This window comes from Acidobacteriota bacterium (assembly GCA_029861955.1).
In the GTDB taxonomy this organism is placed as follows: domain Bacteria; phylum Acidobacteriota; class Polarisedimenticolia; order Polarisedimenticolales; family Polarisedimenticolaceae; genus JAOTYK01.
In genome coordinates this window covers 105,233-130,387 of record JAOTYK010000008.1, presented here as the reverse complement: position 1 = coordinate 130,387, position 25,155 = coordinate 105,233, and the positions used below count along the sequence as shown (strand labels likewise).

Below are 25,155 nucleotides of genomic sequence, written 5' to 3'. Positions count from 1 at the left end.
GCGGGAGTTGATAGATGATCGAAGGACTTATCGGAAGAAAAATCGGGATGACGCAGTTGTTCGAGGACAACGGCAAGGTGACTCCGGTCACCGTGATCGAAGCCGGTCCGTGCGTCGTCGTGCAGAAGAAGACCAGTGAGAAGGACGGCTACGACGCCGTACAGCTGGGACTCGTCGATCCGAAGGCCGCCAAGAAGGCCAACAAGCCGCAGAAGGGGCATCACGAGAAGGCCGGCGTCCCGCCGACCCGTCTCCGTCGTGAGTTCCCGCTCGTCGGCGATGCCGATGCGGACGACGCACCCAAACCCGGCGATGCGATCGCCGTCGATATCTTCGAAGGTATCGTCAAGGTCGATGTAATCGGCGTGAGCAAGGGCAAGGGCTTCCAGGGCGTCATCAAGCGTCACGGATTTGGCGGCGGTAACGCCTCTCATGGTTCGATGTTCCATCGCTCTCCGGGATCCATCGGGCAGTCGGCGACACCGTCGAAGGTCATGAAGGGCATGAAGGGCCCCGGACAGATGGGCAATAAGCGGATTACCTGTAAGGGACTGACGGTGGTCCGTGTCGATTCTGAAAAAAACCTGTTGCTGGTACGTGGCTCCGTTCCCGGTGCTCCGGGCTCTGCAGTCGTCGTGCGTCGCTCGTTGTCGGATACCGGCACGGGCGCCAAGGACTGAGGTGAATGATGGCTGAAGTTGCTGTCAAGAATTGGGACAACAAGACGGTGCGGACGATCGAGGTCGATCCCGTTCTTGCCGACTATCCATTGAAGAACCACCTGATCTACGAGGCGGTCCTGGCGTACCAGGCGGCCGGACGTGCGGGTACCCATAAGACGAAGAACCGCAAGGACGTCTCGGGCGGAACGCGGAAAATGTGGCGTCAAAAGGGAACCGGCCGGGCCCGTTCCGGCGACAACCGTTCGCCGCTGTGGCGTCACGGCGGCGTCGTGCACGGTCCTCAGCCGCGGGACTACTCGTGGTCGATGCCACGCAAGATGCGTCGCAACGCGCTGCGCTCGGCGCTGGCCGAGAATCTGCGGCAGGGAAAAATCATTTGCCTCGAGTCCCTCGAGCTCGCCAGTCATCAGACCGGCGCCCTGGAGAAGGCCGTCACGGGTCTTGGCCTTGAGGGCAAGACGCTGCTCGTTGCCCGCGACGCCGAGCGCAATCTCGAGCTGGCGACTCGCAACAACCCCCGACTGACGTCGGCGCGGGCGTTGGGCGTCAGCATCGTCGATCTATTGAATCACGACCACATCGTGATCTCGGAGTCGGCGTTTCAGACAATGGCGGAGGTACTGGCGCGATGAAGAACGAATTCTCGATCGTACGTCAGCCGCTGATCACGGAGAAATCGACGATTCTCCGGGAGAAGAACGGCACGTATTGCTTCCGTGTGCACCCCAACGCCAACAAGCTCGAAATCGCCGCAGCGATCGAGAAGCTGTTTGTGAAGGACAACGTCAAGGTAGCGACGGTTCGGACTGCGCGAGTGCTTGGAAAGACAAAACGAATGGGCCGGTTCCTGGGCTCACGCCCGAACTGGAAGAAGGCCTGGGTCCAGCTGACACCGGACTCAGGCGAAATCGAATTCTTCGACGCCGGTTGATAGGTCGATAGACCGAGGTATTTGATGGCCATCAAGAAATATAAACCCACGAGTCCTGGGCGTCGGCACATGACTCGAATGGTGCGCGACTCATCGGGTAAGAACGAGCCCCACAAGCCGTTGCTGCGGAAGCTGACCAAGAAGGCCGGCCGCAACAACAAGGGGCAGATCTCGGTACGACATCAAGGTGGTGGGCACAAGCGCCGCTACCGTGTCATCGATTTTCGCCGAGACAAGATCGGAATTCCCGGGAAGGTCGAGACCGTCGAGTACGATCCCAACCGATCCGCCGATATCGCCCTCGTCTGCTATGCGGATGGCGAGCGACGCTACATCCTGTCGCCGAACGGCCTGGCCGTCGGCACGACGATCCTTTCCTCGCCGGAAGCCGATATCCAGCCGGGCAACTGCCTGCCGATGAAGGCGATCCCGTTAGGTACGCCCCTCCACAATATCGAGATGCGCCCCGGTAAGGGCGGCCAACTCTGCCGTTCCGCCGGTACCTCGGCGCAGTTGATCGCAAAGGAAGGTCGTCACGCTCTCTTGCGCATGCCCTCGGGCGAGATGCGGAAGATCCTGGCGGAGTGCTACGCAACCATCGGGCAGGTAGGGAACCTGGACCACGAGAACGCATCCATCGGTAAAGCGGGTCGCAGTCGCTGGCTGGGTCGCCGTCCGACGGTCCGCGGCGTGGTCATGAACCCTGTCGATCATCCCCACGGTGGTGGTGAAGGCCGAACCTCCGGAGGCCGACATCCGGTAAGTCCCTGGGGTGTCCCGACCAAGGGCAAGAAAACTCGTAACAACCCGCGCACGGACGACATGATCGTTCGCCGCCGCGGTCGCAAGTAGTCGAGAGGAAGGGCTTCGCCATGACACGTTCCGTTTCAAAGGGTCCGTTCATCGATCGTTCGCTCGAGAAAGCGGTCGAAGAGCAGACCAAGAAGAACGATCACAAGGTTCTCAAGACCTGGTCGCGCCGCTCGACGATTACACCGGAGATGGTGTCGCTCACCATCGCCGTACACAACGGGAAGAAGTTTATTCCGGTTTACATCACAGAGAATATGGTCGGGCACAAGTTGGGCGAATTCGCGCCCACCCGCACCTTTAAAGGTCACGCCGGTCGCGGCGGGACCTCGAGTCGGTAGGTTCGGAGGTAGACCGTGATCGCGACGGCAAAAAGAAAATACCTGGGAGTCTCCGCGCAGAAGACGCGTGGAGTTGTCGACCAGGTTCGTGGAAAGAATGTCGGGGAGGCCCTCAACATCCTGCACTTCTCACCCAAGTTGGTGGCGCGGGACCTAGAGAAGCTCTTGAAGTCTGCGGTGGCAAACGCCCAGCAGGCGGACCCCAACGTCGATGTCGATGAGTTGAGAATCTCACGTGCCCTGGTGAACGAGGCGCCTCCGATGCGCCGATCTCGCCACGTCGCGATGGGACGCATCTTCCCGATCATCAAACGTGCCTGTCACATCACGTTTGATCTCGACATCATCGGTGGCAAGAAGAATGACGCTTCAGACGATAGCGCTGTTTCGGGAGGTTAGGTCGTGGGTCAAAAAGTAAATCCGTACGGTTTTCGAATCGGCATCAACAAGACCTGGCGATCGCGCTGGTACTCCGAGAAAAAGTACTCGGAGCTCCTGCACGAGGACCTGAAGCTTCGTGATGACCTCAAGAAGCAGCTTGGCCACGCCGGAGTCTCGCAGATCGAGATCGAGCGCGCCGCCAACAAGCTGCGCGTCAACATCCACACCTCTCGACCGGGAATCATCATCGGCCGAAAAGGCGCGGAAGTTGATCGACTGAAAGAAGAGATCCGCAAGCGGACCAATCGCGAGGTGTTCATCAACATCCTCGAGATCGACAAGCCGGAGGTCGATCCGCAGCTCGTCGCCGAGGCGATCGGCACGCAGCTCATTCGTCGCGTCGCATTCCGACGGGCCATGCGCAAGGCCGTCGAGTCCGCGCTGCGTTTCGGTGCCAAGGGTGTCAAGGTCCGCGTCAGCGGCCGTCTGGGTGGAGCCGAGATCGCTCGATCCGAGTGGTACCTGGAAGGTCAGTTGCCCTTGCACACGCTTCGTGCGGACGTCGGTTACGGTTTTGCCGAAGCGAAGACGACGTACGGAATTATCGGAATCAAGGTCTGGATCTATCGCGGTGAATCCCGCGAGATTCAGATCGCCAAGACTGCGGCCCGCTAGGACGTCGTGAAGACACTGAGAATCGTGGAAAGTCGTAGAGACGGAGTGCAATCATGTTAATGCCAAGCAAGGTCAAGCACCGAAAGCAGCAGCGGGGACGCCGGCGCGGAAACGCGCAAACCGGCTGCACCGTCAGCTTCGGTGAGTATGGCTTGAAGGCTCTGGACAACGGCTGGCTGACGTCCCGACAGATCGAGGCGGGTCGTGTTGCGATGACTCGAAGTGTGAAGCGTGGCGGAAAGATCTGGATTCGGGTCTTCCCCGACAAGCCGATCACGAAGAAGCCGACAGAAGTTCGAATGGGTAAGGGTAAGGGCGCACCGGAGGCGTGGGTCGCCGTGATCAAGCCAGGTCGCATCCTCTTCGAGATGGAGGGTGTCGCCGAGGATATCGCCAAAGAGGCGATGCGTCTGGCGGCGCACAAGCTGCCGTTTCGGACGAAGTTCGTCAAGCGTCTGCCCTGACGGCAGTTGGACCAGGGAATATTGGAGTAGGTGATGGCAACGAATCTTGAAAAACTCGGGGAAATGAGTCCCGAGGAACTCAGCAAGGAAGAGATGTCGCTACGGGAAGAGATCTGGAAGCTTCGCATCCAGCTCACAACCGGGCAGTTGCAGGACCCTCAACGCGTGCGTCGATCACGCAAAGAGCTCGCCCGCGTGTTGACGGTTCGTCGACAGCAGGAACTGGCGGCAACGAGAGGAAGCGAATCGTGAGCGAAAACAGTCAGCCCGAGAGCACTAATACGCGCCGGCGGGTTACGAAGGTCGGTATTGTCGCATCGGACAAGATGGACAAGACCGTCGTCGTTCGTGTCGATCGCACCGTCGTTCATCGACGCTATCGTCGTTACATTCGCAAAACGACGAAATTCATGGCTCACGATGAAGCCAATCAGTGCAAGATCGGCGACACCGTAGAAATCGTTGAATCGCGACCGTTGTCCGCTCACAAGCGGTGGCGTGTACAGCGAATCGTTCGTGCCGCGGTGACCGCAAGTGGCGACGCGGGCGCCGGAACAACCGAGTAACCGAGTTATCGGAAGAGCGGAGAGTAGACCATGATTCAAATGCAAAGTGTGCTGCAGGTCGCCGATAACTCGGGCGCCAAGAAGATTGCGTGTATCAATCTTGCCGGCGGCTCGCGAGGCAAGTACGCGTCGGTGGGTGACATCATCACCGCATCCGTCAAGGAAGCGACGCCCGACGGCAACGCCAAGAAGGGGCAGGTCGTCAAGGCCGTCATCGTCCGTACGAAGAGCCCGCAGCGTCGTCGTGACGGTTCGTATATCCGTTTCGACCAGAACGCCGCGGTCCTGATCAATGACGCCAAGGAGCCGATCGGTACCCGCGTTTTCGGTCCGGTCGCTCGCGAATTGCGCGACAAGAAATTCATGAAGATCGTGTCGCTGGCTCCCGAGGTTCTGTAATGAATAAGATTCGAATCAAGAAAGAAGATCGTGTGGTTATCATTACGGGGAAGTACCGTGATCGAACTACCCCACGTCGTGTGCTTCAGGTCTACCCCAAGCGGAGAATGCTCCTGGTAGAGGGTGTGAACCTGGTCAAGCGTCACACGAAACCAAACCCGCAACGCAATATCAAGGGCGGGGTTATCGAGAGTGAAGGACCGATCCATATCTCCAATGTCATGTTGTTGGACCCCGAGACGAAGCGGGGCACACGGATCGGTACGAAAACACTAGAAGACGGACGTCGCGTGCGCATGACCAGGGCCAGCGGCACCATCCTCGACAAGTAGCAGCAGAGAGAGGGACGAGATGGCAAGGTTGATCGAAAAATATGCGGAGGATGTCGCACCGGCTCTGAAAAGCCAGTTCGGCTACAGCTCCTCGATGGCCATCCCAAAGATCGCGAAGGTCGTGATCAATATGGGTGTGGGCGATGCAATTCAGGACAGCAAGTTGCTGGATCAGGCCGTGGACGAGTTGTCGACGATCGCCGGTCAACGCCCGGCGGTGACGAAGGCGCGCAAGTCCATCTCCAACTTCAAGCTTCGTGAAGGAATGCCGATCGGGTGTCGCGTCACCTTGCGTGGCACTCGCATGTACGAATTCCTGGATCGACTCCTGAATCTCGCGTTGCCTCGTGTGCGTGACTTTCGCGGCGTCTCGAGCCGGGCGTTTGATGGTCGTGGCAACTACACCCTGGGTGTTCGCGATCACCTGATGTTCCCGGAGATCGATTACAACAAGGTGCAGAAGGTCAAGGGTATGAATATTTGCATCGTCACAACGGCGAATACCGACGAGGAAGCCCGTGCGCTTCTTGCTGGTCTCGGTATGCCGTTCATCAAGAAGAACTGACGGAGGTAGCGGACATGGCAACCAAGGCTTGGATCGCCAAAACCGAGAAGAAGCCGAAGTTCGCAGTTCGTGCGCGCAATCGCTGTCTGCGTTGCGGACGGCCTCGAGCATTTCTGCGAAAATTTCGGCTCTGCCGGATCTGTTTCCGTCAACTGGCGTTAGAGGGGCTATTGCCCGGCGTCACGAAGTCGAGTTGGTAGCGGGGGACAGACGATGAGTATGACGGATCCCATTTCAGATTTGTTGGTGCGCCTGCGTAACGGTGCGACGGCCAAGCATGACAAGGTCGTGCTTCCGGCCTCCAAGATGAAGGCCGCGATCGTCGGTATCCTCAAGGACGAGGGCTATATCGACGAGTACTCGGTCGAGGAGAACCCGGTACAGGGTTCGATCACCGTGCATCTGAAGTACACACCGACGGGTGATCGTGCGATCACCGGTCTGGAGCGTGTCAGTAAGCCCGGGCGCCGGGTCTACTGCAACAAGGATGAGATCCCGAAGGTCCTCAACGGACTCGGGATCACGATCCTCTCGACCTCGAGAGGCATCAAGACCGGTAGTGCGTGTCGTCGCGAAGGCGTCGGAGGAGAAATCCTCTGCAACGTCTGGTAGCGAGAGGACGGAGAAAGATCGATGTCTAGAATTGGAAGAATGCCGATCGAACTTGACGCAGCCGTCAAGATCAAGATCGATGGTTCGACGGTCAATGTCGAAGGACCCAAGGGCAAGCTCCAGCACACGGTTCCCGACGGGATCACCGTGGCACAAGAGGAGAAGCAGCTCGTGGTTCGGCGGGCCGACGACTCCAAGACTCAGCGTGCTCTACACGGGCTCAGCCGTGCGCTTCTTGCCAACGCCGTGAACGGTGTCACCAAGGGCTTCGTGAAGGATCTCGAGATCCATGGCGTGGGTTACCGGGCGGAGTTGGCAGGGAAGGTCGTGAAGTTCAGCCTCGGTTTTTCCCACCCCATCGTATTTCCGATTCCGGACGGAATCGCGGTCGCGGTAGAGAAGAATACGAAACTGAGTGTCAGCGGATACGATCGACAGCAGGTCGGGCAAGTGGCGGCGGAGATCCGATCGCTGCGACCGCCGGACGTCTACAAACTAAAGGGCATCCGGTATACGGGTGAACAACTGCGGAAGAAGGCCGGCAAGACCGGAGCCTAGGGGTCAGCGGATGAGCAGTCTAGGAAAAATGAGTGTACGGAAGGACGTTCGACGTCGAATTCGACATCGGGTCCGGCGAAAGATTCATGGGACCGCGTCGCAACCAAGACTCGCGGTCTTTCGAAGCGATCGGCATATCTACGCCCAGGCCATCGACGATGAGTCCGGGCGAACGTTGGCCAGCGCGTCCACACAAAGCCCGGAATTGAAAGAGATCAAGAACGGATCAAATTGTGAGGCCGCCAAGAAGGTCGGCAATTTGATCGCGAAGAAGCTTAAGGGTGCAGGCGTCAAGGCGATCGTGTTCGATCGAGGCGGCTTCCTGTACCACGGACGGATCAAGGCACTTGCCGACGCCGCTCGTGAAGAGGGTTTGAAGTTCTAGTTCGGTCGTTTGTACCGACGTTTGGAGGAGTCCGTGGCGGAATACGAACAGCAACCCGGTGAGTTGAAGGATCGTTTGGTCCATATCAACCGCGTGACCAAGGTCGTGAAGGGCGGTAAGAACTTCTCGTTCGCAGCCCTCGTCGTCGTGGGTGACGGTAATGGCTGGGTCGGATATGGCGTGGGCAAGGCCCGCGAGGTCCCATCCGCCATCAGCAAGGGGGTCGAACAGGCGAAGAGAAACCTGGTTCGAATCCCGATGCTCGACCACACGATCCCGCACCAGATCACCGGTCGATTCGGGGCCGGCGCGGTTCTTCTGAAGCCCGCATCTCCCGGTACCGGTGTGATCGCAGGTGGGCCGGTTCGAGCGATCCTCGAGTCGGCCGGCGTCCAGGACATCCTCACGAAGTCCCTGGGCACGAAGAATCCTCACAACGTCATCCGAGCGACGATGCAGGGGCTCATGTCCCTGAAGGAAGCGGACAAGATCGCCGTCGTGCGTGGGAAGGACGTTGAAGAGATCCATCGGGAGATGTCCCAATGACAGCCGCAGCGAAGAGTAAGAAGTCCGGCGCCACGGTTCGTATCAAACAGATTCGAAGCGGGATCGGGTTCAAGCAAGATCAGAAGGACACGTTACGAGCCCTGGGTCTCGGTCGAATCGGCCGCGAGCGGGAGCTGACGGACAATCCGCAGGTGCGTGGGATGCTGAAAAAGATTCCGCATCTCGTACAGATCCTCGAGGGTTGACGAGATACCGACGACTCGCGGGGACATGAAGTAGACGAACTCACTGGAAGTTGACGAGAGGGACGAGCGATGAGACTGCACGAACTGCAACCGGCCCCGGGATCCCGGAAGACGGCCCGTCGGGTCGGCCGCGGCCCCGGCAGCGGTAGGGGCAAGACCGCCGGCCGCGGAATGAACGGTCAGAAATCTCGCAGTGGCTACCACAGCAAGCGTGGATTCGAGGGCGGACAGATGCCGCTCCATCGACGACTGCCGAAGCGTGGCTTCTTCAACATTTTCAGGACAAGCTATCGAACGGTCAACGTCGACCGATTGAACGGGTTCGAGGCGGGAAGCGTTGTCGATCCCGAGACGCTGCTGGCAGCCGGCCTGGTCAAGAAGGGCAAGGACGGCGTCAAGGTGCTCGGCAACGGCGAGATCACCGTGGCTCTGAAGGTGACCGCCCATCGCTTCACGAAGTCGGCCGCCGATAAGATCAAGGCAGCAGGCGGATCCATCGAGCTGATCAAGCCTACTTCGACAAAACTGATTCGTGCGGCCAAACCGAGCAAGTCGGCCAAGTCGAGCAAACCTGAAACGATGTCGGACGATAAGTAATGATTCAGGCCTTTCGAAACATCTTCAATATTCCGGAACTTCGCAACCGGGTGCTCTTCACCCTGGCGATGTTGGGTGTCTACCGGATTGGTGCGCATATTCCCACGCCGGGTATCGATACCGCCGCGATGCAGACGTTCTTCGAGTCTCAGGCGGGCGGCATCCTCGGGTTTGTGGACATGTTCTCCGGCGGCGCCTTCAGCCGACTGACGATCTTCGCTCTGGGCATCATGCCGTACATCACGGCGTCGATCATCCTGCAGCTGCTGACGGTTGTCTGGCCGTACCTCGAGAAACTCAGCAAGGAAGGGGAGGCCGGACGTAAGAAGATCACGCAGTACACGCGCTACGGCACGGTCGCGTTGTCTCTCGTCCAGTCGTTCACCATTGCGTTGTGGCTTCAGTCGACAAGTCTTGGTGCCGGCACCGGACAGATCGTCCTCAATCCGGGTCTTGGCTTCCAGCTAATGACCATGTTGACGCTGACCACCGGAACGGCGTTCATCATGTGGATCGGTGAACAGATCTCCGAGCGTGGCATCGGCAACGGAATCTCGTTGATCATCTACGCCGGCATCGTGGTCGGTCTGCCCAACGCCATCGCCAATACCATCCAGGATCTACAGAGCGGTCAGATCGACCTGTTCGTCGTCCTGATCATCATCGCGATGATGATCCTGGTCGTCGCGGCGATCGTCTTCGTCGAACGCGCTCAGCGTCGGCTTCCGATCCAATACGCTCGCCGCGTCGTCGGCCGCCGGGTCTACGGTGGCGCATCCACTTATCTTCCGCTCAGGGTCAATACCGCCGGTGTGATCCCGGTGATCTTCGCGTCCTCGGTGCTTGCGATTCCGACGACGATGGGTCAGATGGGGGCGTTGCGGGATGTGGGCTGGGTTCAGGCGTTGGTCAATCAACTCCAGTACTCCGCCCTGCTCTACAACCTGATCTACGCCATCATGATCATGTTCTTCTGTTTCTTCTACGTGTCGATCATCTTCAATCCGATGGATCAGGCCGACAACATGAAGAAATACGGTGGCTTCATTCCCGGGATTCGCCCCGGCAAGAAGACCGCCGAGCATATCGATCGGATCCTGACCCGGCTGACCTTCGGGGGCGCGATCTACCTGGCCAGCATCAGTCTCCTGCCGGTCCTTCTGACCAGCGGATTCCAGGTGGCACCGCTGCCCTGGATCGGGGAGTTCCTCGATCGCTGGCTACCCAGCTTCATCACTCAGGGCCTGAACGTGAAGTTCTTCTTCGGCGGGACCTCGCTCCTGATTGTGGTCGGTGTCGCCATGGACACCGTGCAGCAGATCGAATCCCAGCTGATCATGCGTCATTACGACGGATTCCTTAAGGGAACCCGTCTGAAACCCCGTCGATGACCCTGAAGCCTGAAGGCCGAAATTGAAGAATTTTGCTATAATTTCGCGTTTACCCATCGGCGTCCACGCCGTTGGGACTTTTGTTGTCGTGGGGTCCCTCGGGACCTCGAGGTGTGTGTGAGCGGTTTGATTCTCAAATCCCCAGCTGAGATCGAGATCATGGATGAGGCCAATCGCATCATCCGTGACACCCTTGATGCTCTGTCGATGCAGATCGGCGTAGGGATGACGACCAAGGAGATCGATCGGATCGTCGAGACGCGTCTCGTCGAAGCCGGAGGGGTCCCTGCGTTCAAGGGCTACCCGCACAACAACGATGGCAAGGATTTTCCAGGTAGCGCCTGCGTCTCGGTGAACGATGAGATCGTTCACGGAGTACCCGACGAGAATCGAGTCCTGGAGGACGGGGACATCGTCTCGGTGGATGTCGGCGTTCTCTATCGCGGCTACTACGGCGACTCGGCGCGAACCTTCCCGGTTGGAAACATCGACGAGGAGTCGAAGTTTCTCCTGAAGGTGACCCGAGAATCCCTTGAGTTGGGTGTTCAGCAGACCCGGCTGGGAAACCGTGTGTCGGATATCGGTCACGCGGTGCAATCCCACGTCGAGAAGCACGGCTTCTCGGTCGTGCAAGAGTTCGTCGGACACGGAATCGGCGCCAGCCTCCACGAGGATCCGCAGGTTCCAAACTTTGGTGCGCCGGGTCGACGAGAGCGCCTCCAGAAGGGGATGGTTCTCGCCATCGAGCCGATGGTCAACGCCGGTGGACCGGAGGTCATGGTCAGCGCTCGGGACCTGTGGACCGCACGGACCCGCGACGGTCGTCGGTCCGCTCATTTCGAAGTCTGCGTCGCAATTACAAACGGTGAACCGCGGGTGCTGGGCGCTCCGGTTGGCTGTCTTTCGTAAGTCAGGGTATTCGCTAGATGGCAAAAGAAGAAGCAATCGAGGTTGAAGCCACGGTGTTGGAGCCCCTTCCAAACGCCATGTTCAAGCTCGAATTGGTCGATCGTGCAGAGCACAAGGTTCTGGCACATATCTCGGGAAAGATGCGGAAGCACTTCATTCGCATCCTGCCGGGAGATCGCGTGTTGGTCGAGTTGTCGCCGTACGATCTGTCCCGTGGACGGATCGTCTACCGATACAAGTAGCCTCGAATAGATCGGTTGGAGAGCAGGATCATGAAGGTACGTAGCTCCGTGAAAAAGATGTGCGACAAGTGCAAGGTGATTCGCCGCCGTGGGGTGGTTCGTGTCATCTGTGAGAACCCAAAGCACAAGCAACGACAGGGATAGGCCGGATTAACCTTCGGTCGGTAGAGGAGTAGCTCGTGGCTCGCATCGCAGGAATCGAACTTCCGCCCAGTAAGCGGATCGAGATTGGTTTGACGTACATCTATGGGATCGGACGCACCCGTTCGAATCAGATCCTCGATAAGTTGAGGATCGATCCGGCGACGAAGGTGAAGGATCTGACGGATGACGAGTCGCTTCGTATTCAGCGACTCCTGAACCAGGAAGGCCGTGTGGAAGGTGATCTTCGTAAGGCGGTCTCCCTCGATATCAAGCGGCTGATCGAGATCGGCGCCTATCGCGGCTTGCGTCACCGACGCAACTTGCCGACTCGTGGACAACGAACCCACACCAACGCACGTACCCGTCGTGGCCCCCGTCGCGCAATCGCCGGTAAGAAGAAGGCATAGGGAAGAGGACGAAATAGAACGATGGCGAAATCAACGAAATCGAGCCGCAAGGGTGGCAAGAAAGAAAAGAAGAACATCCCGCACGCGATCTGTCATATCCGTGCGACGTTCAACAACACGATCATCACCTTTGCCGACCCCCTCGGCAACGTGATCAGCTGGGCCTCGTCCGGCGGTCAGGGTTTCAAGGGATCGCGGAAGGGGACTCCGTTCGCGGCTCAGTCCGCTGCCGGTCTTGCGGCCCGTGGCGCGCGCGACAACGGTGTCCGCACGGCCGACGTTCGCGTCAAGGGTCCCGGCTCCGGGCGCGAGTCATCGATCCGCGCGCTGCAGAGTGCCAATATCGAGATCAAGACAATCAAGGATGTAACTCCGATCCCGCACAACGGCTGTCGACCGCCGAAGCGGCGTCGTGTCTAGAGCGAGGAGAGAGACACCGTGGCCAGAACGACTGGAGCTGTTTGCCGACTATGTCGCCGTGAGGGATTAAAGCTATTCCTCAAGGGCGATCGATGCTTCAAGGAAAAGTGTGCGTTCGAGCGACGTGGTTACGCCCCGGGCCAACACGGACGCCGTCGAACCAAGATTCAGAGCTATGGCATTCAGCTTCGTGAGAAGCAGAAGGTCAAGAGGATGTACGGAGTGCTGGAACGCCAGTTTCGTACCTACTTCAAGCACGCTGCGGGAACCAAGGGGATCACGGGGTCCAACCTTCTGCAGATGCTCGAGCGTCGCCTGGACAACGTCGTCTATCGACTGGGGTTCGCCTCGTCTCGATCGATGGCCCGTCAGCTTGTAGCCCATGGTCATTTTCAGATCAACGGCAAGAAGGTGACCGTCGCCTCGTATCAGGTCAAGCCCGGCGCCGTCATTGCACTGCGGGACAAGAGCCGCAAGAACGACCAGGTCAAGATCTGCCTCGATACCGCCAAGGGACGCGGAGTACCCGCGTGGCTGGAGCTGGACGCAGACCAGTTCCAGGGAACCGTCAAGCAGCTTCCGGAACGGGATGACATCACCATGCCGATCCAGGAGCAGCTCATCGTCGAGTTGTACTCGAAGTAACGTAGCGAGACTGAAACGGGGGATACCCCCCGTAGGAGATGCGTATGCTCTGGAAGGGATTCCAACGACCGAAGCGACTCGACGTCGAGTCCGAGTCCTTGACCGCAACATTTGGACGATTCCACGCACAACCCTTCGAACGGGGGTTTGGTGTCACGATCGGCAACGCGCTGCGACGCATCCTGATGTCGTCCATCGAGGGTGCTGCGATCACGGCCGTGAAGATCGAGGGCGTTCTTCATGAGTTCTCGTCGATTCCCGGAATCGTCGAGGACACCACGGACATCATCCTGAATCTCAAGCGGGTTCCGTTCCGGATCCACAGCGATCAGCCGGAAACGCTGATGCTGACCGCCGAGGGGTCGGGCACGATCACCGCCGGAGACATCCAGACCAGCGGTAACGTCGAGATCCTGGACCCGTCGGTCGAGATCGCCACGCTATCCGAAGAGGGTCGCATTCAGATGGAGATGCGTCTCCGTCGCGGCCGTGGCTACATCACGGCGGATCGCAACTTCGATGACGATCTGGCGATCGGTTACATTCCGCTGGATTCGGTCCACACACCCGTCAAGAAGGTCAACTTCAGTGTCGAGGACGCTCGTCTGGGGCAGACGACGGATTATGACAAGTTGATGCTCGAGGTCTGGACCAACGGCGCAGTCCCGCCGCAGGACGCCATCGCGCTTGCCGGCAAGCTACTCAAAGACCACATGGCGATCTTCATCAACTTTGAAGAGTCCCCTGAGGAAGAGCTGGACTACCCGACAACCGAGGACGAGCGTCTTCTGGATCAGCTGGGTCGCTCGGTCGATGAACTGGAACTCTCCGTTCGGTCCTACAACTGTCTCAAGAATGCCGACATCAAGACGATCGGCGATCTTGTGATCAAGACCGAGAACGAGATGCTGAAGACCAAGAACTTCGGCCGCAAATCGCTTAACGAGATCAAGGATATCCTGAACGAGATGGGTCTGTCCCTCGGCATGGATGTCGACAGCCGCCGGAACAAGATCCTTGTCTGACCGGGCAACTGAAGATTGAGGCAACGATGAGACACAGAAAGAGCGGAAGAAAACTGGGTAGGACGTCTGAGCATCGCATGGCGATGCTGCGAAACATGTCCAGTTCACTCTTCACCAACGAACGGATCAAGACGACGCTGGCGAAGGCCAAGGCCCTACGCCCGTATGCCGAGCGTCTCGTGACGCTGTCCAAGCGAGAGACGCTGCACGCTCGGCGACAGGTCTTGCGTTCGATTCCGGATCGCAAGGTCGTTGCCAAGCTCTTCGACAGCCTCGCCGCGCGTTACGCGCAACGTCCCGGCGGCTACACGCGGATTATCAAGCTCGGCCCCCGTCGTGGCGACAACGCCGAGATGGCGATCATCGAATTGGTCGACTCGAGTACAGACGAGGGCGCAGGCGACAACTCGTAGTTCTGAAAGCGAGGACAGGATCGTGACGGTGGCGGACAGCCAACACAACTGAAGACGATAAGAGGGAGCCTGGCTCCCTCTTTTTCTATTGACAGACTCCGAAGAGGGAGCGGGCCGTGCCCAGGCGAACAGACATCAAGAAGATCCTCATTATCGGATCGGGGCCGATCGTCATCGGCCAGGCGTGCGAATTCGACTACTCGGGGACCCAGGCTTGCAAGGCTCTTCGCGAGGAAGGCTTCGAAGTCGTTCTCGTCAATTCCAATCCCGCCACGATCATGACCGACCCGATGACCGCCGACAGGACGTATGTCGAGCCGCTGACGGTGGAGGTTGTCGAGAAGATCATCGAGAAGGAGAAGCCGGACGCTCTTCTGCCGACCGTCGGTGGCCAGACGGCGCTGAACGTCACGGTCGAGCTCAACGATCGAGGCGTGCTAGAGCGTCATGGCGTGAAACTGATCGGGGCCAACATCGAGGCCATCAACAAGGCCGAGGATCGTCAGGCGTTCAAGGACGTCATGGTTGAGATCGGCCTGGAGACGCCTATCAGCGGGACGGCCAACACGCTGGACGAGGCACGGGAGATCGTGGAGCGGACGGGGTATCCGGTGATCATTCGCCCGTCGTTCACGCTTGGCGGTCATGGTGGAGGCGCGGCCTACAACGTCGAGGAGTTCGAGCAGATCGTGCAGGAGGGACTGGAAGCCAGCCCCGCGACGCAGGTGCTCGTCGAGCAATCCGTGCTCGGCTGGAAAGAGTTTGAGTTGGAGTTGATGCGGGATCTCAACGACAACGTCGTCGTAATCTGCTCCATCGAGAACTTCGACGCCATGGGTGTTCACACCGGGGACTCGATCACCGTCGCGCCTGCCCAGACGCTTACCGACAAGGAATACCACCAGATGCGAGACGCGGCGATACGCGTCATTCGAGCCATCGGTGTGGAGACCGGCGGGTCCAACATCCAATTCGCCGTCGAACCCAATAGCGGTCGGATGGTCGTCATCGAGATGAACCCCCGCGTCTCTCGTTCGTCGGCCCTTGCCTCGAAAGCGACGGGCTTCCCCATCGCGAAGATCGCTGCGAAGCTCGCCGTCGGCTACACCCTGGACGAGATCCCCAACGACATCACCAAGTCGACACCCTCATCGTTCGAGCCGACACTGGATTACGTCGTTGTGAAGATTCCACGATGGACCTTCGAGAAGTTCCCATCGACCAGCAATGCGCTCGGAACCGCCATGCGATCGGTCGGAGAGGCGATGGCGATGGGGAGGACGTTCAAGGAGGCTCTCCAGAAGGCCGTTCGTTCCCTGGAGATCGGCCGCTTTGGGCTGACGACGCAGACTCACGAACCCCACGAAGCCGAGCATCTACGAGAGCGCTTGATCACTCCGAACGCCGATCGATTGTTTTCCATCGTGCATGCCTTGCAGTGCGGGATGACCGTGGAATCCGTCGCCGAGCTGACCCACGTCGATCCGTGGTTCCTCACGCAGATCGAGCAGATCATCCAACTGGAAGGACGTCTTCGCTCGTTTCAGTTGGCATCGCTACCGGACGATCTGTTGCTCGGCGCCAAGCGACAGGGGTTCTCCGACGTTCACCTGGCCGGTCTGATGGGCACGGAAGAGGACAAGATCCGGAGCCATCGTCTCTCTCGCGGTATCGAGGCGGTCTTCAAGAGGGTCGACACCTGCGCCGCAGAGTTCGCCGCGGAGACACCCTACTTCTACTCGACGTACGAGTCCGAGTGTGAGGCCGAGCCGACGGACCGCCGGAAGGTGATGATCCTCGGCGGTGGCCCCAATCGGATCGGTCAGGGGATTGAGTTCGACTATTGCTGTTGTCATGCTTCGTTCGCCCTCGCGGAGGAGGGCATCGAAAGCATCATGGTGAATTGCAATCCTGAGACGGTCTCGACGGACTACGACACCTCGGATCGACTCTACTTCGAGCCCTTGACCCTCGAGGACGTGCTTCGAATCGCAGAACTCGAGAAGCCGGAAGGCGTGATCGTTCAGTTTGGCGGGCAGACGCCGCTGGGGTTGGCGCTGGCGTTGCAGAAGGAAGGCGTGCCGATCATCGGGACCTCACCGGATTCCATCGACCTGGCTGAGGATCGACGACGCTTCGGTGCCCTACTCGATGAACAGGGAATCCCGGCTCCCATGTGGGGAACGGCTCGTACCTTCGAAGAGGCCAGGGAGGTCGCCGCAAGGATCGGCTACCCGGTCCTGGTTCGACCCTCGTACGTCCTGGGTGGTCGCGCGATGTTCATCACGCATGACGAGGAGATTCTCAAGGACACGATGCGGAAGGCGATCGACGCAAGTCCCGGCCACCCGGTCCTGCTGGATCGATTCCTCGAGGACGCATTCGAGGTCGATGTCGACGCCATCTCCGACGGCGAGGACGTCGTGATCGCAGGAATCCTCCAGCACATCGAAGAGGCCGGGGTTCATTCGGGAGACTCCGCCTGCGTCATTCCGCCGGTTCACCCGGTGGTGATCGAAAAGCTGGATCAGATTCGAGACTACACACGCCGGCTTGCGAGGGCACTGAACGTCCGTGGCCTGATGAATGTCCAGTACGCGATCCATCAGGGGACGCTCTACGTCCTCGAGGTCAATCCGAGGGCCAGTCGGACCGTGCCGTTCGTGGCCAAGGCGACCGGAATTCCGCTTGCGTCGATCGCTGCGCGGCTCATGGTCGGCCGTACGTTGAAAGACTTAGGTCTGCTGGAAGAGCCTCCGGTGAAAGGTTTCTACGTCAAGGAGGCGGTCTTTCCGTTCACCCGATTCCCCGGTGAGGACCCGGTCCTGGGTCCGGAGATGCGAAGCACAGGCGAGGTCATGGGTGTGGCGGCCGACTTCCCGATGGCCTTCGCCAAGGCCCAACTGGGTGCTGGAACGGTCCTGCCGACCGCGGGGCTGGCCTTCCTGTCCGTGAACGACAACGACAAGCCCGCGGCCATCGAGATCGCTCGCGCCCTGACCGAGCAGGGCTTTGGCCTGATCGCGACCAAGGGGACGCGGGCGGCACTCCTCGCGGAAGGATTCGATTGCGAGGAGGTCTACAAGGTGCTCGAAGGTCGTCCAAACATCGTCGATCGGATGAAGAACGGGGACGTGGCAGTGATCGTCAATACGCCCCTGGGGCGAGACTCCTATCACGACGAAACCGCGATGAGGATCGTGGCGACCCAGCGGGGGATACCGCTGATCACGACGCTTTCCGGGGCCCATGCCATGGTGCAGGCCGTCGCTGCCCTGAGGAGGGGTGAGATGCCGGTGGAGAGCCTCCAGTCGATCTACGAGGGGCTGGCCCAGACCCGCTGAACCTCCGGGTCTCATCGCCGTAAGAAACCTCTACTATCGGGCCTGTCCCGCCCGTAGAATCGCGGGACCTATCACGGGATTGACCGGAAACTGACGGAGGTGCTCCATGTCTGTTCGCGCTCTCTTTGCGCGCCTCGCTCTCCTGGCGCTCTTGGCCTACCTGCCGGTCGGGCTGCACGCCGCCACCGGCGTCACGCTGACGGACGACGGGAGCTCCCCGAGTTTCCAGGATCCCGATAAGCCCAAAGAAGAACCCAAGAAAGAACCCAAGGAGGATCCCAAGGAGGATCCCAAGGAAGACCCAAAGAAGGACCCCGAGGGCGACAAGAAAGACAAGAAGGACTCGAAGTCCAAGATCAAGCCCTACGATGAGGTCATCACCGAAGAGGCCAAGTCCGAAGTCGGCCTGTTTCGCGTTCATCTCGTTGACGACAAGCTCTACTTCGAGTTTCCACCGAGTGCACTCGATACGGAGATGCTCTGGGTGACACAGGTTTCCGAGACGACCGCCGGAAATTCGTATGCAGGCATGCCGGTCCAGGACCGGGTCGTTCGCTGGGAGCAGCGCGGCGATCGCGTGTTGCTACGGGATGTCCGCTACACGATTCGCGCCGACCCGGATGGCTCGATTCGGGACGTGGTCGACAAGACCAACCTCGCTCCCATCATCATGGCGTTCGATGTCGCGGCGTATGGTGTCGACAAGGCGCCGGTCATCGATGTGACCCAAGTGTTCGTCAAGGACGTGCCGGAGTTTACGGCGCGAAACACGCTTGGTGGCGTGAGCGCCATGGATTCCAAGCGCTCGTTCATCGAGAGTGTACGAGCCTTTCCCACCAACGTGGAGACCAGCGTTCTTGCCAGCTACGGGCCGGCCAAACCGTTGCCCAGGCCAAATCCCGGTGGCATACCCCGCCGCACGCCTGTCCCGACCAGCAGCGGTCTGACGGCGGTGCTGCATCACAGCATGGTGTTGTTGCCCGAAAATCCGATGAAACCGCGTCGCTTCGATGAGCGAGTCGGTTTCTTCAGCATCGGCTTCATCGATTTTTCCGATGACTCCAATCATGAGGCCGAGCGGGTTCGCTATATCACCCGCTGGCGTCTCGAGAAGAAGAAGCCCAAGGCCAAGATGTCGGAGCCGGTCAAGCCCATCGTGTTCTACGTCGGGCGCGGGGTGCCCGACGATCTGAAGCCCTACGTCAAGCAGGGTATCGACGACTGGATCCCGGCCTTTGAGGCCGCGGGGTTCAAGAACGCGATCCGTGGGGAGTATCCTCCGGACCCGTCCGTGGATCCCGATTGGGATCCCGAGGATGCCCGGGTATCCAGCATTCGCTGGCTGCCGGCGGCGATCAAGAACGCGTTCGGTCCTCACGTATCAGATCCACGGACCGGCGAGATCCTCGAGGCCGACGTGCGGATGTTCCACAACGTCATGACGTTGACCCGTGATTGGTATTTCGTCCAGGCCGCCGCATCCGACGAGCGGGCACGTAAGTTCCCGCTACCGGATGACCTGATCGGTGAGCTTGTTCGGTTCGTCGTTGCTCACGAAGTGGGTCATTCGCTTGGCTTCCCGCACAACATGAAGGCGTCGTCGAGTTACACCGTCGCTCAGTTGCGCGATCCGGAATGGACACGAGAGAATGGCACGGCCCCTTCGATCATGGACTACGCACGGTTCAACTATGTCGCACAGCCGGGCGATGGTGCCGCGTTGGTGCCCGGTGTCGGACCCTACGACCTGTTCGCAGCCAACTGGGGTTATCGCGAGTTTGCCGCCGATGCCGACGAGAAGGCCGAACTCGAAGCCATCGTCGCCCAGCAGATCGATAACCCGATGCTTCGCTTCGGTGGTCCCAACGCGTTCGAGGATTCCACGCAGCAGACGGAGGACCTCGGCGACGATGCCGTGGAGGCCACTCGACTGGGGCTCCTGAACCTCGAGCGAATTGCAGATTTCCTGGTCAACGCAACGTGTAGTCAAGGAGAGAACTACGACCTCCTGGGCGATGTCTATCGTGAGTTGACTTCCCAGTGGTCAAGAGAGATGGGCCATGTCGTCAGCGTGGTCGGTGGCGTGCGTAAGGACAACCTGTTCTACGGCGACGCCGATCGTCGTTTTGCCGCGAACGATCCCGACTACCAGCGTGAGGCTGTACGCTTCCTGGTGTCGAACGCGTTCAACGTGCCGGACTCATTCGTCGAGGACGACATCGTTCTCCGTCTGACGGGTTCGGGTGTCGCGCAGCAGATCCTCAGCGGACAGAAGCGTGTCCTCCGTGCGCTCGTGACTGCGTCCCGCATCAATCGCATGAGCGAGCATCACGGGCGTCAGGAGTCGGGTTACGCACCGACGGAGATGATGGTCGACTTACGGAAGGGACTGTTCGCGGAAGTAAGTGCAGGGGAGCCGGCGACGATCTACCGCCGCAATCTCCAACGGGCGTACGTCGAGCATCTCGGCGCCACGCTCACTAAACCGGCCGAGAGTTCCGACCTGCCTGCTCTGGCTCGATTCGAGTTGACCACGCTGGCAACGATGCTGGAAGAGAACGCGCCGAATGACGCCACCGATCGCGCCCATCGTCTGGACCTGGCGGCCCGGATCGAGGCGGCGCTTGACGACGACGACTAGGGAGCTACCGCGGTTCGACGCTAGGAATCATCGGGTGTCGAGAGACGCTCGATGATCTCTCGCGTCGCGTGATCCTTGGGGTCGCCGACGATGGCGACCTCGATGCCCAGTTCTTTGGCGATGGCGGCCTCCGGGACATTCTCGGCGGTGTAGTCCGTCCCCTTGCAGTGGAAGTCCGGTCGTAGCGCTCGAAGCAGCGGTTCGACGGTGAGCTCGTCGAAGATCGTCACGAAGTCGGTGCAGTCGAATCCCGCGATCAGCTCCGCGCGTTCGTGCTGCGGCGTGACGGGGCGTCCCGGCCCCTTCAGCTCCCGTGCGGATCGGTCGGCATTGACAGCCACGACCAGGATGTCCGCTACCTCCGCCGCGCCGCGTAGGTATCGAAGATGTCCCACGTGCAGGATGTCGAACAGTCCGTTGGCAAACGCGATCGTCTTGCCGCTCTCGCGTAATGACGTCAGGCGCCGCTGAAGGGTCGCACGATCCAGGACCTTCTCGCTGGTCGATCGTTTCATTGGGCGTGGTCCTCTCGGATCGCCGCGATCAATTGATCCGGCGTGGCGGTGGCGGTTCCGACCCGTGTGACCACGATGCCTGCCGCGTAGTTTGCCAGCCGGGCGGCATCCTCGAATTCGGCGCCGACCGAGGTGGCCAGCGTGAACGCCGCGATGACCGTGTCGCCGGCACCCGTGACGTCTGCGACCTCGTCAGTTCCGTATGCCGGAATCTCGCAGGTCTTGCGTGACGTAAGGAGTGTCATCCCGCGCGCGCCCCGGGTGACGAGCAACGCGCGACCGGATGTTTTGCGACGGAGCCGACGGGCCGCGGCCAGTAGGGTCTCGTCGTCCGTATTGTGGATGCCGCACGCCACCTCGAGTTCTTCCTGATTGGGGGTGCAGGCGGTGATGCCGTGAAACGCGCCGATACGAGTTCGGGAGTCGACCGTGACGACCGTCCCCGCCGCAGACCAACGCTTCAGATGGGGGCCCAGGACGTCGGGCGATGCAGCGCCATACCCATAGTCTGCGACCAGCACACCTCGTGTCGTCTTGATGACGTCACGCAGAGCGGAACGCACTGAGATTCGCGTGCGCGGCGAGAGTGCGTCGCGCGAGGAGCCACGATCCAGTCGAACGATCTGTTGTCGTCGGGTATGGATCCCACCGGCCAGGATCCGAGCCTTTGTCGGCGTCGCGTAATCGGTGAGACGCCGGACACCCTTGCGATTGACACGCATCTTGTCGAAGGCCTTGAGCAGGCTCCGTCCGGATGCATCGTTCCCGACAACGCCGATCGCATGAACGTGGGCGCCCAGCGCGCTGAGATTGGCGACGCTGTTGGCGCCACCGCCTGGGATGACCTCTGTTCGAATCTGGTTGAGGACGAGAACCGGTGCCTCCCGTGAGACGCGTGCGATGTCGCCATAAATGAACTCGTCCGCCACGAAGTCGCCTACGACCGCGACGGGGGTGCCGGCGAACTCACGGACGATTGACACCAGGCGATCAACACTCATCGGAGGATGCCTCCTTCTTCAGAATCCAGTCGATGGCTGCCGAGATATTGTCGGCGATGGTCGCGGGGGCGGATCCGTTCTCCGCCGCCTTCGCATCCGCCTCTTCATCCTTACCGAATCCGGTGCGAACGAGAACTGCAGTGGCCCCGGCCGCGTGGCCGGCACGGACGTCGCGGATTCGATCGCCGATCATGTAGGAGTCCTTGAGCGCAATACCCATCTCACGACCGGCACGCTGCAGGAGACCGTCGGCCGGTTTACGACAATCGCAGGCCCGCGTCCAACGTCCTTCTCCGATGGTGGGGTGGTGGGGGCAATAGTAGATCGCGTCGAGTCGAACACCCCCCTCGTAGAGAAGGTCGCGGAGCCGATCGTGGATGTCCGCGAGCGTCGCCTCGTCCAGTTTTCCGAGGGCGATGGCCGATTGGTTGGTGATGACGATCGTCTGAAAGCCGGCCGCAGCCGCACGCCCCAGCGCGTCGGCGGCTCCGTCGATGAGGGTCAGGGCCTGGGGGTCGTTGATGATCCCGACCTCGTGATTGATCGTGCCGTCACGGTCGATGAAGATGGCGCGTCTAGGCATGGCTATTCGATTCCTCGGGAGCGCCCCAGTTTATATCAGTTGGCGTGGGTTTTCGTCGCCTGGAGCACGCGCTCGAGTAGCTGCTCCGGAGCGTCGAGTGTTACGTCGATTCGTAGGATTCGCAATGCGGTGAGAAGCTCCGGCGGAGCCGAGGCCATCCGCATCAGGTCCTTCTCCGTCGTGACCGGCGTCGCGTCGTTGGCGACGGCGGCCTGGAGGATCTGTTTGAACTCGTCGTTCATGTAACGATGATGATCTCGGAACACCCGGAAGCCGGTCAGCTCGGCGTCGTCTGTGAGGAGATCCTCACGGAACGGCTGTGGATTGCCAAGGCCGCAGAATCCAAAACGACGTGGAGGGGACGCCTGCTGAACACCATCGACGTCGAACCAGCCGACGCGACGGTTGCTCATCGTGAAGTGGGCGGCGTTCGGCGATAGAGCTCGGGCGCGCTCGCGGGCAGGTGTGGGCTCCCGGGAAGCGACATGGCGGCTGAAGATCACCACACCGGCCCGTGCCAGGCTCTCGGGAGGTTCTCTCAAGAGTCCGGCAGGGAGCAGATGACCGTTGTCGAAGGGCGACGCCGAATCCAGAAGCACGATGTCGAGATCCCGATCGAGGCGTCGATGTTGGAAGCCATCATCCAGGAGCAGCAGGTTGGCCCCTTGCGAATGGGCGATCTTCGCTGCGGCGACCCGGTCACTACCGACGACGATGTCGATCTCATGGAGTCGGCGGGCCATCAGCCACGGTTCGTCTCCGTAGCGACTGGCCCCGCCGGGGTCTTGCCGATCCAGAAGGCGTGGGCCGGCGCCGACCCGTCCGCCATAACCGCGACTGAGAATCGCCGGCCGAGCCCCGCTGGACTGAAGTTCGTTGGCGAGCCATAGCACGAGGGGAGTCTTGCCCGTCCCACCCGCCGTCAGATTGCCGACGCTGATGGTGGGAAGAGGCGAACGGTGGATCCCACGGCCACCGTCAAAGCGACGGTTTCGCAGGGCGACGGCCCCCCGATAGAGCGGCTCGGTCACCCGCAGGGCCATGGCCAGCAAACCTCTCTCCGGCGGACGCATCACGCCCTCCCGTCGAGAAGCTCTAGAAGCAGATCGGTGGTGACTCGCAACGCACCGCGATTGCCCTCGACGACTCCCTGACCGCGACGCGCGATGGCCATACGCTCCTCCGGATGCCGAAGCCATCCACCGAGGACACGAGTCAGACCCTGCGCGTCCGTCACCTGATGACCGCCCGAGGCTCGCAAGAGTGCCTGGGCCATCTCCTCCACGTGGCCGACATGAGGACCGAACGCGACCGGGACCCCCACCGTCGCCGGCTCCAGGAGGTTGTGACCGCCGATGGGAGCCAGGCTGCCACCGACGAATGCGACGTCGGCCAGTCGATAGAGCTCGGCCAGCTTCCCTACTTGATCGACGACGAGAACGTCGAATTCCGGGGGAACGACATCCGAGGTCAGAGCAGACAGTTCGAACGCGGTCCAGCCGGCACGACGGATGGCACGGGTTACGCTTCCGGCTCGCTCGGGGTGGCGCGGTGCGACGATCCAGCGCAGATCGCGATGTTCACCGCGTAGGGCGGCGTAGACCGGGAGAAGGAGCTCTTCTTCGCCCTCCGCTGTCGACCCCGCGACCCAGACGAGATCGGTATCGGCGATACTCAGACGCTCTTGCCACGCCGCCCGCGTGTCGGCCGGAGCTGCGAGGTCGTACTTCACGTTTCCGGTGACGCGGACACGATCCGGCCTTGCGCCAAGTTCGCAGAATCGCTCGGCGTCGCGGTCGGACTGTGCGCCGATGGCATGCATGCGACTCAGGCAGGGTGCGTAGAGCCGCCGAAACCTCTCGTACCGACGCATGCGTTCTTCGGACAGACGCGCGTTGACCATCGAGAGGCGACATCCTCGGCCGTGGGACTCGTGGATCAGGTTGGGCCAGAGCTCTGTTTCGACCAGCGTCAACAATTTCGGATCGACGGCGTCAAGCGTCCGGCGGACGTAGGGTGTGAAGTCGAGTGGCGCGAAGAACGTGCGATCGAGTTCCACCGCAGAGGGCAGTTGGGAGCGCCCGGCGAGCGTCATGGCCGATCCCGAAAGCGGTAGATCTGCCCGTCGCTCTCTCAGCTGCTCGGCCAGCGCTTGTACGAGCCGCGCTTCGCCTACCGAGGCCCCATGGAGCCAGACGCCGTCCGCCGTACCCCGAGGCAGGTCCCGTCCTTGCCGTTGCCGCCACTCGAGTTGCCCGTGGACATCCCTGGACCGCCACGCTGCAAGCAGGGCGACCGGCAACCTTAGGGGTGTCAGGAGACTGTTGTAGAGCGTACGCATCGATGGGTGGGCGCCACGGCCACACCGCAGTCTAGTCCAACCGAGAAACGGGCGTCAACGAAGCTAACTGTCTGGAAACGGTG

At 60.4% G+C, this 25,155-nt stretch carries 35 protein-coding genes and 1 pseudogene; 31 read left to right on the top strand and 5 right to left on the bottom strand.

Annotation, left to right across the window (positions count from 1 at the left end):
* Window positions 1-14: 14 nt before the first annotated feature.
* The 31 genes and pseudogenes from rplC to OES25_05570 all read left to right on the top strand — a co-directional run bounded on the left by rplC (window position 15) and on the right by OES25_05570 (window position 20,632).
* Window positions 15-680, top strand: a complete 666-nt coding sequence (gene rplC, locus OES25_05720; GenBank protein ID MDH3627138.1) for a 50S ribosomal protein L3 — start codon at window positions 15-17, stop codon at window positions 678-680.
* Window positions 681-688: 8 nt separating this feature from the next.
* Window positions 689-1,315: a 50S ribosomal protein L4 gene (gene rplD, locus OES25_05715; protein ID MDH3627137.1), complete on the top strand. Its 627-nt coding sequence runs from the start codon at window positions 689-691 to the stop codon at window positions 1,313-1,315.
* Window positions 1,312-1,614, top strand: coding sequence for a 50S ribosomal protein L23 (gene rplW / locus OES25_05710; GenBank protein ID MDH3627136.1), 303 nt, complete (start codon window positions 1,312-1,314; stop codon window positions 1,612-1,614). The genes rplD and rplW overlap by 4 nt, the downstream gene beginning before the upstream one ends.
* Window positions 1,615-1,638: 24 nt before the next feature.
* A complete protein-coding gene (gene rplB, locus OES25_05705; GenBank protein ID MDH3627135.1) occupies window positions 1,639-2,466 on the top strand; it encodes a 50S ribosomal protein L2 in 828 nt (275 codons plus the stop codon).
* 20 nt (window positions 2,467-2,486) lie between these two features.
* Window positions 2,487-2,765: a 30S ribosomal protein S19 gene (gene rpsS / locus OES25_05700; GenBank protein ID MDH3627134.1), complete on the top strand. Its 279-nt coding sequence runs from the start codon at window positions 2,487-2,489 to the stop codon at window positions 2,763-2,765.
* A gap of 15 nt (window positions 2,766-2,780) precedes the next feature.
* On the top strand, window positions 2,781-3,164 hold the full coding sequence (gene rplV / locus OES25_05695; protein MDH3627133.1) for a 50S ribosomal protein L22: 384 nt from the start codon (window positions 2,781-2,783) through the stop codon (window positions 3,162-3,164).
* A 3-nt stretch (window positions 3,165-3,167) separates the two neighbouring features.
* Complete coding sequence (gene rpsC, locus OES25_05690) at window positions 3,168-3,821, top strand: 30S ribosomal protein S3 (protein MDH3627132.1); 654 nt, start codon at window positions 3,168-3,170, stop codon at window positions 3,819-3,821.
* Between the two features lie 53 nt (window positions 3,822-3,874).
* Window positions 3,875-4,285: a 50S ribosomal protein L16 gene (rplP, locus tag OES25_05685; GenBank protein ID MDH3627131.1), complete on the top strand. Its 411-nt coding sequence runs from the start codon at window positions 3,875-3,877 to the stop codon at window positions 4,283-4,285.
* Window positions 4,286-4,318: 33 nt separating this feature from the next.
* On the top strand, window positions 4,319-4,537 hold the full coding sequence (gene rpmC / locus OES25_05680) for a 50S ribosomal protein L29 (protein ID MDH3627130.1): 219 nt from the start codon (window positions 4,319-4,321) through the stop codon (window positions 4,535-4,537).
* The gene (rpsQ, locus tag OES25_05675) at window positions 4,534-4,851 is read left to right on the top strand and encodes a 30S ribosomal protein S17 (GenBank protein MDH3627129.1); all 318 of its coding nucleotides are present in this window, start codon (window positions 4,534-4,536) and stop codon (window positions 4,849-4,851) included. Before rpmC ends, rpsQ begins: the two co-directional genes overlap by 4 nt.
* 30 nt (window positions 4,852-4,881) lie before the next feature.
* On the top strand, window positions 4,882-5,250 hold the full coding sequence (gene rplN, locus OES25_05670) for a 50S ribosomal protein L14 (GenBank protein MDH3627128.1): 369 nt from the start codon (window positions 4,882-4,884) through the stop codon (window positions 5,248-5,250).
* Entirely contained in the window at window positions 5,250-5,582 is a 333-nt protein-coding gene (rplX, locus tag OES25_05665) for a 50S ribosomal protein L24 (protein ID MDH3627127.1), read from the top strand. The genes rplN and rplX overlap by 1 nt, the downstream gene beginning before the upstream one ends.
* Window positions 5,583-5,601: 19 nt before the next feature.
* Window positions 5,602-6,147 (top strand): 50S ribosomal protein L5, encoded by a 546-nt coding sequence (gene rplE / locus OES25_05660; protein ID MDH3627126.1) that lies wholly within the window; start codon window positions 5,602-5,604, stop codon window positions 6,145-6,147.
* Window positions 6,148-6,161: 14 nt separating this feature from the next.
* Window positions 6,162-6,347, top strand: coding sequence for a type Z 30S ribosomal protein S14 (locus OES25_05655; GenBank protein ID MDH3627125.1), 186 nt, complete (start codon window positions 6,162-6,164; stop codon window positions 6,345-6,347).
* A 13-nt stretch (window positions 6,348-6,360) separates the two neighbouring features.
* Window positions 6,361-6,759: a 30S ribosomal protein S8 gene (gene rpsH / locus OES25_05650; GenBank protein MDH3627124.1), complete on the top strand. Its 399-nt coding sequence runs from the start codon at window positions 6,361-6,363 to the stop codon at window positions 6,757-6,759.
* Between the two features lie 21 nt (window positions 6,760-6,780).
* Window positions 6,781-7,317 carry a 50S ribosomal protein L6 gene (gene rplF, locus OES25_05645; protein ID MDH3627123.1) on the top strand — a complete coding sequence of 179 codons (537 nt, stop codon included), beginning with the start codon at window positions 6,781-6,783 and terminating at the stop codon, window positions 7,315-7,317.
* A gap of 28 nt (window positions 7,318-7,345) precedes the next feature.
* Entirely contained in the window at window positions 7,346-7,702 is a 357-nt protein-coding gene (gene rplR, locus OES25_05640) for a 50S ribosomal protein L18 (GenBank protein MDH3627122.1), read from the top strand.
* Between the two features lie 33 nt (window positions 7,703-7,735).
* Window positions 7,736-8,248 carry a 30S ribosomal protein S5 gene (rpsE, locus tag OES25_05635; GenBank protein ID MDH3627121.1) on the top strand — a complete coding sequence of 171 codons (513 nt, stop codon included), beginning with the start codon at window positions 7,736-7,738 and terminating at the stop codon, window positions 8,246-8,248.
* Entirely contained in the window at window positions 8,245-8,454 is a 210-nt protein-coding gene (rpmD, locus tag OES25_05630; GenBank protein MDH3627120.1) for a 50S ribosomal protein L30, read from the top strand. The genes rpsE and rpmD overlap by 4 nt, the downstream gene beginning before the upstream one ends.
* 69 nt (window positions 8,455-8,523) lie before the next feature.
* Window positions 8,524-8,961 (top strand): annotated as a pseudogene (gene rplO, locus OES25_05625) (50S ribosomal protein L15).
* An 89-nt stretch (window positions 8,962-9,050) separates the two neighbouring features.
* Complete coding sequence (secY, locus tag OES25_05620) at window positions 9,051-10,442, top strand: preprotein translocase subunit SecY (protein ID MDH3627119.1); 1,392 nt, start codon at window positions 9,051-9,053, stop codon at window positions 10,440-10,442.
* Between the two features lie 117 nt (window positions 10,443-10,559).
* Window positions 10,560-11,351, top strand: a complete 792-nt coding sequence (map, locus tag OES25_05615) for a type I methionyl aminopeptidase (protein MDH3627118.1) — start codon at window positions 10,560-10,562, stop codon at window positions 11,349-11,351.
* Between the two features lie 17 nt (window positions 11,352-11,368).
* Entirely contained in the window at window positions 11,369-11,593 is a 225-nt protein-coding gene (infA, locus tag OES25_05610; protein MDH3627117.1) for a translation initiation factor IF-1, read from the top strand.
* Window positions 11,594-11,623: 30 nt separating this feature from the next.
* A complete protein-coding gene (rpmJ, locus tag OES25_05605; GenBank protein MDH3627116.1) occupies window positions 11,624-11,737 on the top strand; it encodes a 50S ribosomal protein L36 in 114 nt (37 codons plus the stop codon).
* Window positions 11,738-11,772: 35 nt separating this feature from the next.
* Window positions 11,773-12,144, top strand: a complete 372-nt coding sequence (gene rpsM / locus OES25_05600; protein MDH3627115.1) for a 30S ribosomal protein S13 — start codon at window positions 11,773-11,775, stop codon at window positions 12,142-12,144.
* 21 nt (window positions 12,145-12,165) lie between these two features.
* Window positions 12,166-12,564, top strand: coding sequence for a 30S ribosomal protein S11 (gene rpsK / locus OES25_05595; GenBank protein ID MDH3627114.1), 399 nt, complete (start codon window positions 12,166-12,168; stop codon window positions 12,562-12,564).
* Window positions 12,565-12,582: 18 nt separating this feature from the next.
* Window positions 12,583-13,209: a 30S ribosomal protein S4 gene (gene rpsD / locus OES25_05590; protein MDH3627113.1), complete on the top strand. Its 627-nt coding sequence runs from the start codon at window positions 12,583-12,585 to the stop codon at window positions 13,207-13,209.
* A gap of 44 nt (window positions 13,210-13,253) precedes the next feature.
* On the top strand, window positions 13,254-14,234 hold the full coding sequence (locus OES25_05585; protein ID MDH3627112.1) for a DNA-directed RNA polymerase subunit alpha: 981 nt from the start codon (window positions 13,254-13,256) through the stop codon (window positions 14,232-14,234).
* A 26-nt stretch (window positions 14,235-14,260) separates the two neighbouring features.
* A complete protein-coding gene (gene rplQ / locus OES25_05580; protein MDH3627111.1) occupies window positions 14,261-14,647 on the top strand; it encodes a 50S ribosomal protein L17 in 387 nt (128 codons plus the stop codon).
* A 116-nt stretch (window positions 14,648-14,763) separates the two neighbouring features.
* Window positions 14,764-17,991: a carbamoyl-phosphate synthase large subunit gene (gene carB, locus OES25_05575; protein MDH3627110.1), complete on the top strand. Its 3,228-nt coding sequence runs from the start codon at window positions 14,764-14,766 to the stop codon at window positions 17,989-17,991.
* 106 nt (window positions 17,992-18,097) lie between these two features.
* On the top strand, window positions 18,098-20,632 hold the full coding sequence (locus tag OES25_05570) for a zinc-dependent metalloprotease (GenBank protein MDH3627109.1): 2,535 nt from the start codon (window positions 18,098-18,100) through the stop codon (window positions 20,630-20,632).
* 20 nt (window positions 20,633-20,652) lie between these two features.
* Here the strand turns inward: OES25_05570 and OES25_05565 are convergent, their stop codons facing one another.
* The 5 genes from OES25_05565 to OES25_05545 are packed head-to-tail and all read right to left on the bottom strand — an operon-like array spanning window position 20,653 to window position 25,072.
* The gene (locus tag OES25_05565; GenBank protein MDH3627108.1) at window positions 20,653-21,147 is read right to left on the bottom strand and encodes an adenylyltransferase/cytidyltransferase family protein; all 495 of its coding nucleotides are present in this window, start codon (window positions 21,145-21,147) and stop codon (window positions 20,653-20,655) included.
* On the bottom strand, window positions 21,144-22,148 hold the full coding sequence (locus OES25_05560) for a PfkB family carbohydrate kinase (GenBank protein MDH3627107.1): 1,005 nt from the start codon (window positions 22,146-22,148) through the stop codon (window positions 21,144-21,146). The genes OES25_05565 and OES25_05560 overlap by 4 nt, the downstream gene beginning before the upstream one ends.
* Entirely contained in the window at window positions 22,138-22,731 is a 594-nt protein-coding gene (locus tag OES25_05555; GenBank protein MDH3627106.1) for an HAD-IIIA family hydrolase, read from the bottom strand. The genes OES25_05560 and OES25_05555 overlap by 11 nt, the downstream gene beginning before the upstream one ends.
* Window positions 22,732-22,766: 35 nt before the next feature.
* Window positions 22,767-23,804, bottom strand: coding sequence for a tetraacyldisaccharide 4'-kinase (lpxK, locus tag OES25_05550; GenBank protein MDH3627105.1), 1,038 nt, complete (start codon window positions 23,802-23,804; stop codon window positions 22,767-22,769).
* The gene (locus tag OES25_05545) at window positions 23,804-25,072 is read right to left on the bottom strand and encodes a 3-deoxy-D-manno-octulosonic acid transferase (GenBank protein MDH3627104.1); all 1,269 of its coding nucleotides are present in this window, start codon (window positions 25,070-25,072) and stop codon (window positions 23,804-23,806) included. The genes lpxK and OES25_05545 overlap by 1 nt, the downstream gene beginning before the upstream one ends.
* Window positions 25,073-25,155 lie beyond the last annotated feature (83 nt).

Coding starts and splice junctions, on each gene's coding strand:
- rplC (MDH3627138.1), top strand. CDS start 15: ATGATCGAAGGACTTATCGGAAGAAAAATCGGGATGACGCAGTTGTTC.
- rplD (MDH3627137.1), top strand. CDS start 689: ATGGCTGAAGTTGCTGTCAAGAATTGGGACAACAAGACGGTGCGGACG.
- rplW (MDH3627136.1), top strand. CDS start 1,312: ATGAAGAACGAATTCTCGATCGTACGTCAGCCGCTGATCACGGAGAAA.
- rplB (MDH3627135.1), top strand. CDS start 1,639: ATGGCCATCAAGAAATATAAACCCACGAGTCCTGGGCGTCGGCACATG.
- rpsS (MDH3627134.1), top strand. CDS start 2,487: ATGACACGTTCCGTTTCAAAGGGTCCGTTCATCGATCGTTCGCTCGAG.
- rplP (MDH3627131.1), top strand. CDS start 3,875: ATGTTAATGCCAAGCAAGGTCAAGCACCGAAAGCAGCAGCGGGGACGC.
- rpmC (MDH3627130.1), top strand. CDS start 4,319: ATGGCAACGAATCTTGAAAAACTCGGGGAAATGAGTCCCGAGGAACTC.
- rplN (MDH3627128.1), top strand. CDS start 4,882: ATGATTCAAATGCAAAGTGTGCTGCAGGTCGCCGATAACTCGGGCGCC.
- rplX (MDH3627127.1), top strand. CDS start 5,250: ATGAATAAGATTCGAATCAAGAAAGAAGATCGTGTGGTTATCATTACG.
- rplE (MDH3627126.1), top strand. CDS start 5,602: ATGGCAAGGTTGATCGAAAAATATGCGGAGGATGTCGCACCGGCTCTG.
- OES25_05655 (MDH3627125.1), top strand. CDS start 6,162: ATGGCAACCAAGGCTTGGATCGCCAAAACCGAGAAGAAGCCGAAGTTC.
- rpsH (MDH3627124.1), top strand. CDS start 6,361: ATGAGTATGACGGATCCCATTTCAGATTTGTTGGTGCGCCTGCGTAAC.
- rplF (MDH3627123.1), top strand. CDS start 6,781: ATGTCTAGAATTGGAAGAATGCCGATCGAACTTGACGCAGCCGTCAAG.
- rplR (MDH3627122.1), top strand. CDS start 7,346: ATGAGTGTACGGAAGGACGTTCGACGTCGAATTCGACATCGGGTCCGG.
- rpmD (MDH3627120.1), top strand. CDS start 8,245: ATGACAGCCGCAGCGAAGAGTAAGAAGTCCGGCGCCACGGTTCGTATC.
- secY (MDH3627119.1), top strand. CDS start 9,051: ATGATTCAGGCCTTTCGAAACATCTTCAATATTCCGGAACTTCGCAAC.
- infA (MDH3627117.1), top strand. CDS start 11,369: ATGGCAAAAGAAGAAGCAATCGAGGTTGAAGCCACGGTGTTGGAGCCC.
- rpmJ (MDH3627116.1), top strand. CDS start 11,624: ATGAAGGTACGTAGCTCCGTGAAAAAGATGTGCGACAAGTGCAAGGTG.
- rpsK (MDH3627114.1), top strand. CDS start 12,166: ATGGCGAAATCAACGAAATCGAGCCGCAAGGGTGGCAAGAAAGAAAAG.
- OES25_05585 (MDH3627112.1), top strand. CDS start 13,254: ATGCTCTGGAAGGGATTCCAACGACCGAAGCGACTCGACGTCGAGTCC.
- rplQ (MDH3627111.1), top strand. CDS start 14,261: ATGAGACACAGAAAGAGCGGAAGAAAACTGGGTAGGACGTCTGAGCAT.
- OES25_05570 (MDH3627109.1), top strand. CDS start 18,098: ATGTCTGTTCGCGCTCTCTTTGCGCGCCTCGCTCTCCTGGCGCTCTTG.
- OES25_05565 (MDH3627108.1), bottom strand. CDS start 21,147: ATGAAACGATCGACCAGCGAGAAGGTCCTGGATCGTGCGACCCTTCAG.
- OES25_05560 (MDH3627107.1), bottom strand. CDS start 22,148: ATGAGTGTTGATCGCCTGGTGTCAATCGTCCGTGAGTTCGCCGGCACC.
- OES25_05555 (MDH3627106.1), bottom strand. CDS start 22,731: ATGCCTAGACGCGCCATCTTCATCGACCGTGACGGCACGATCAATCAC.
- lpxK (MDH3627105.1), bottom strand. CDS start 23,804: ATGCGTCCGCCGGAGAGAGGTTTGCTGGCCATGGCCCTGCGGGTGACC.
- OES25_05545 (MDH3627104.1), bottom strand. CDS start 25,072: ATGCGTACGCTCTACAACAGTCTCCTGACACCCCTAAGGTTGCCGGTC.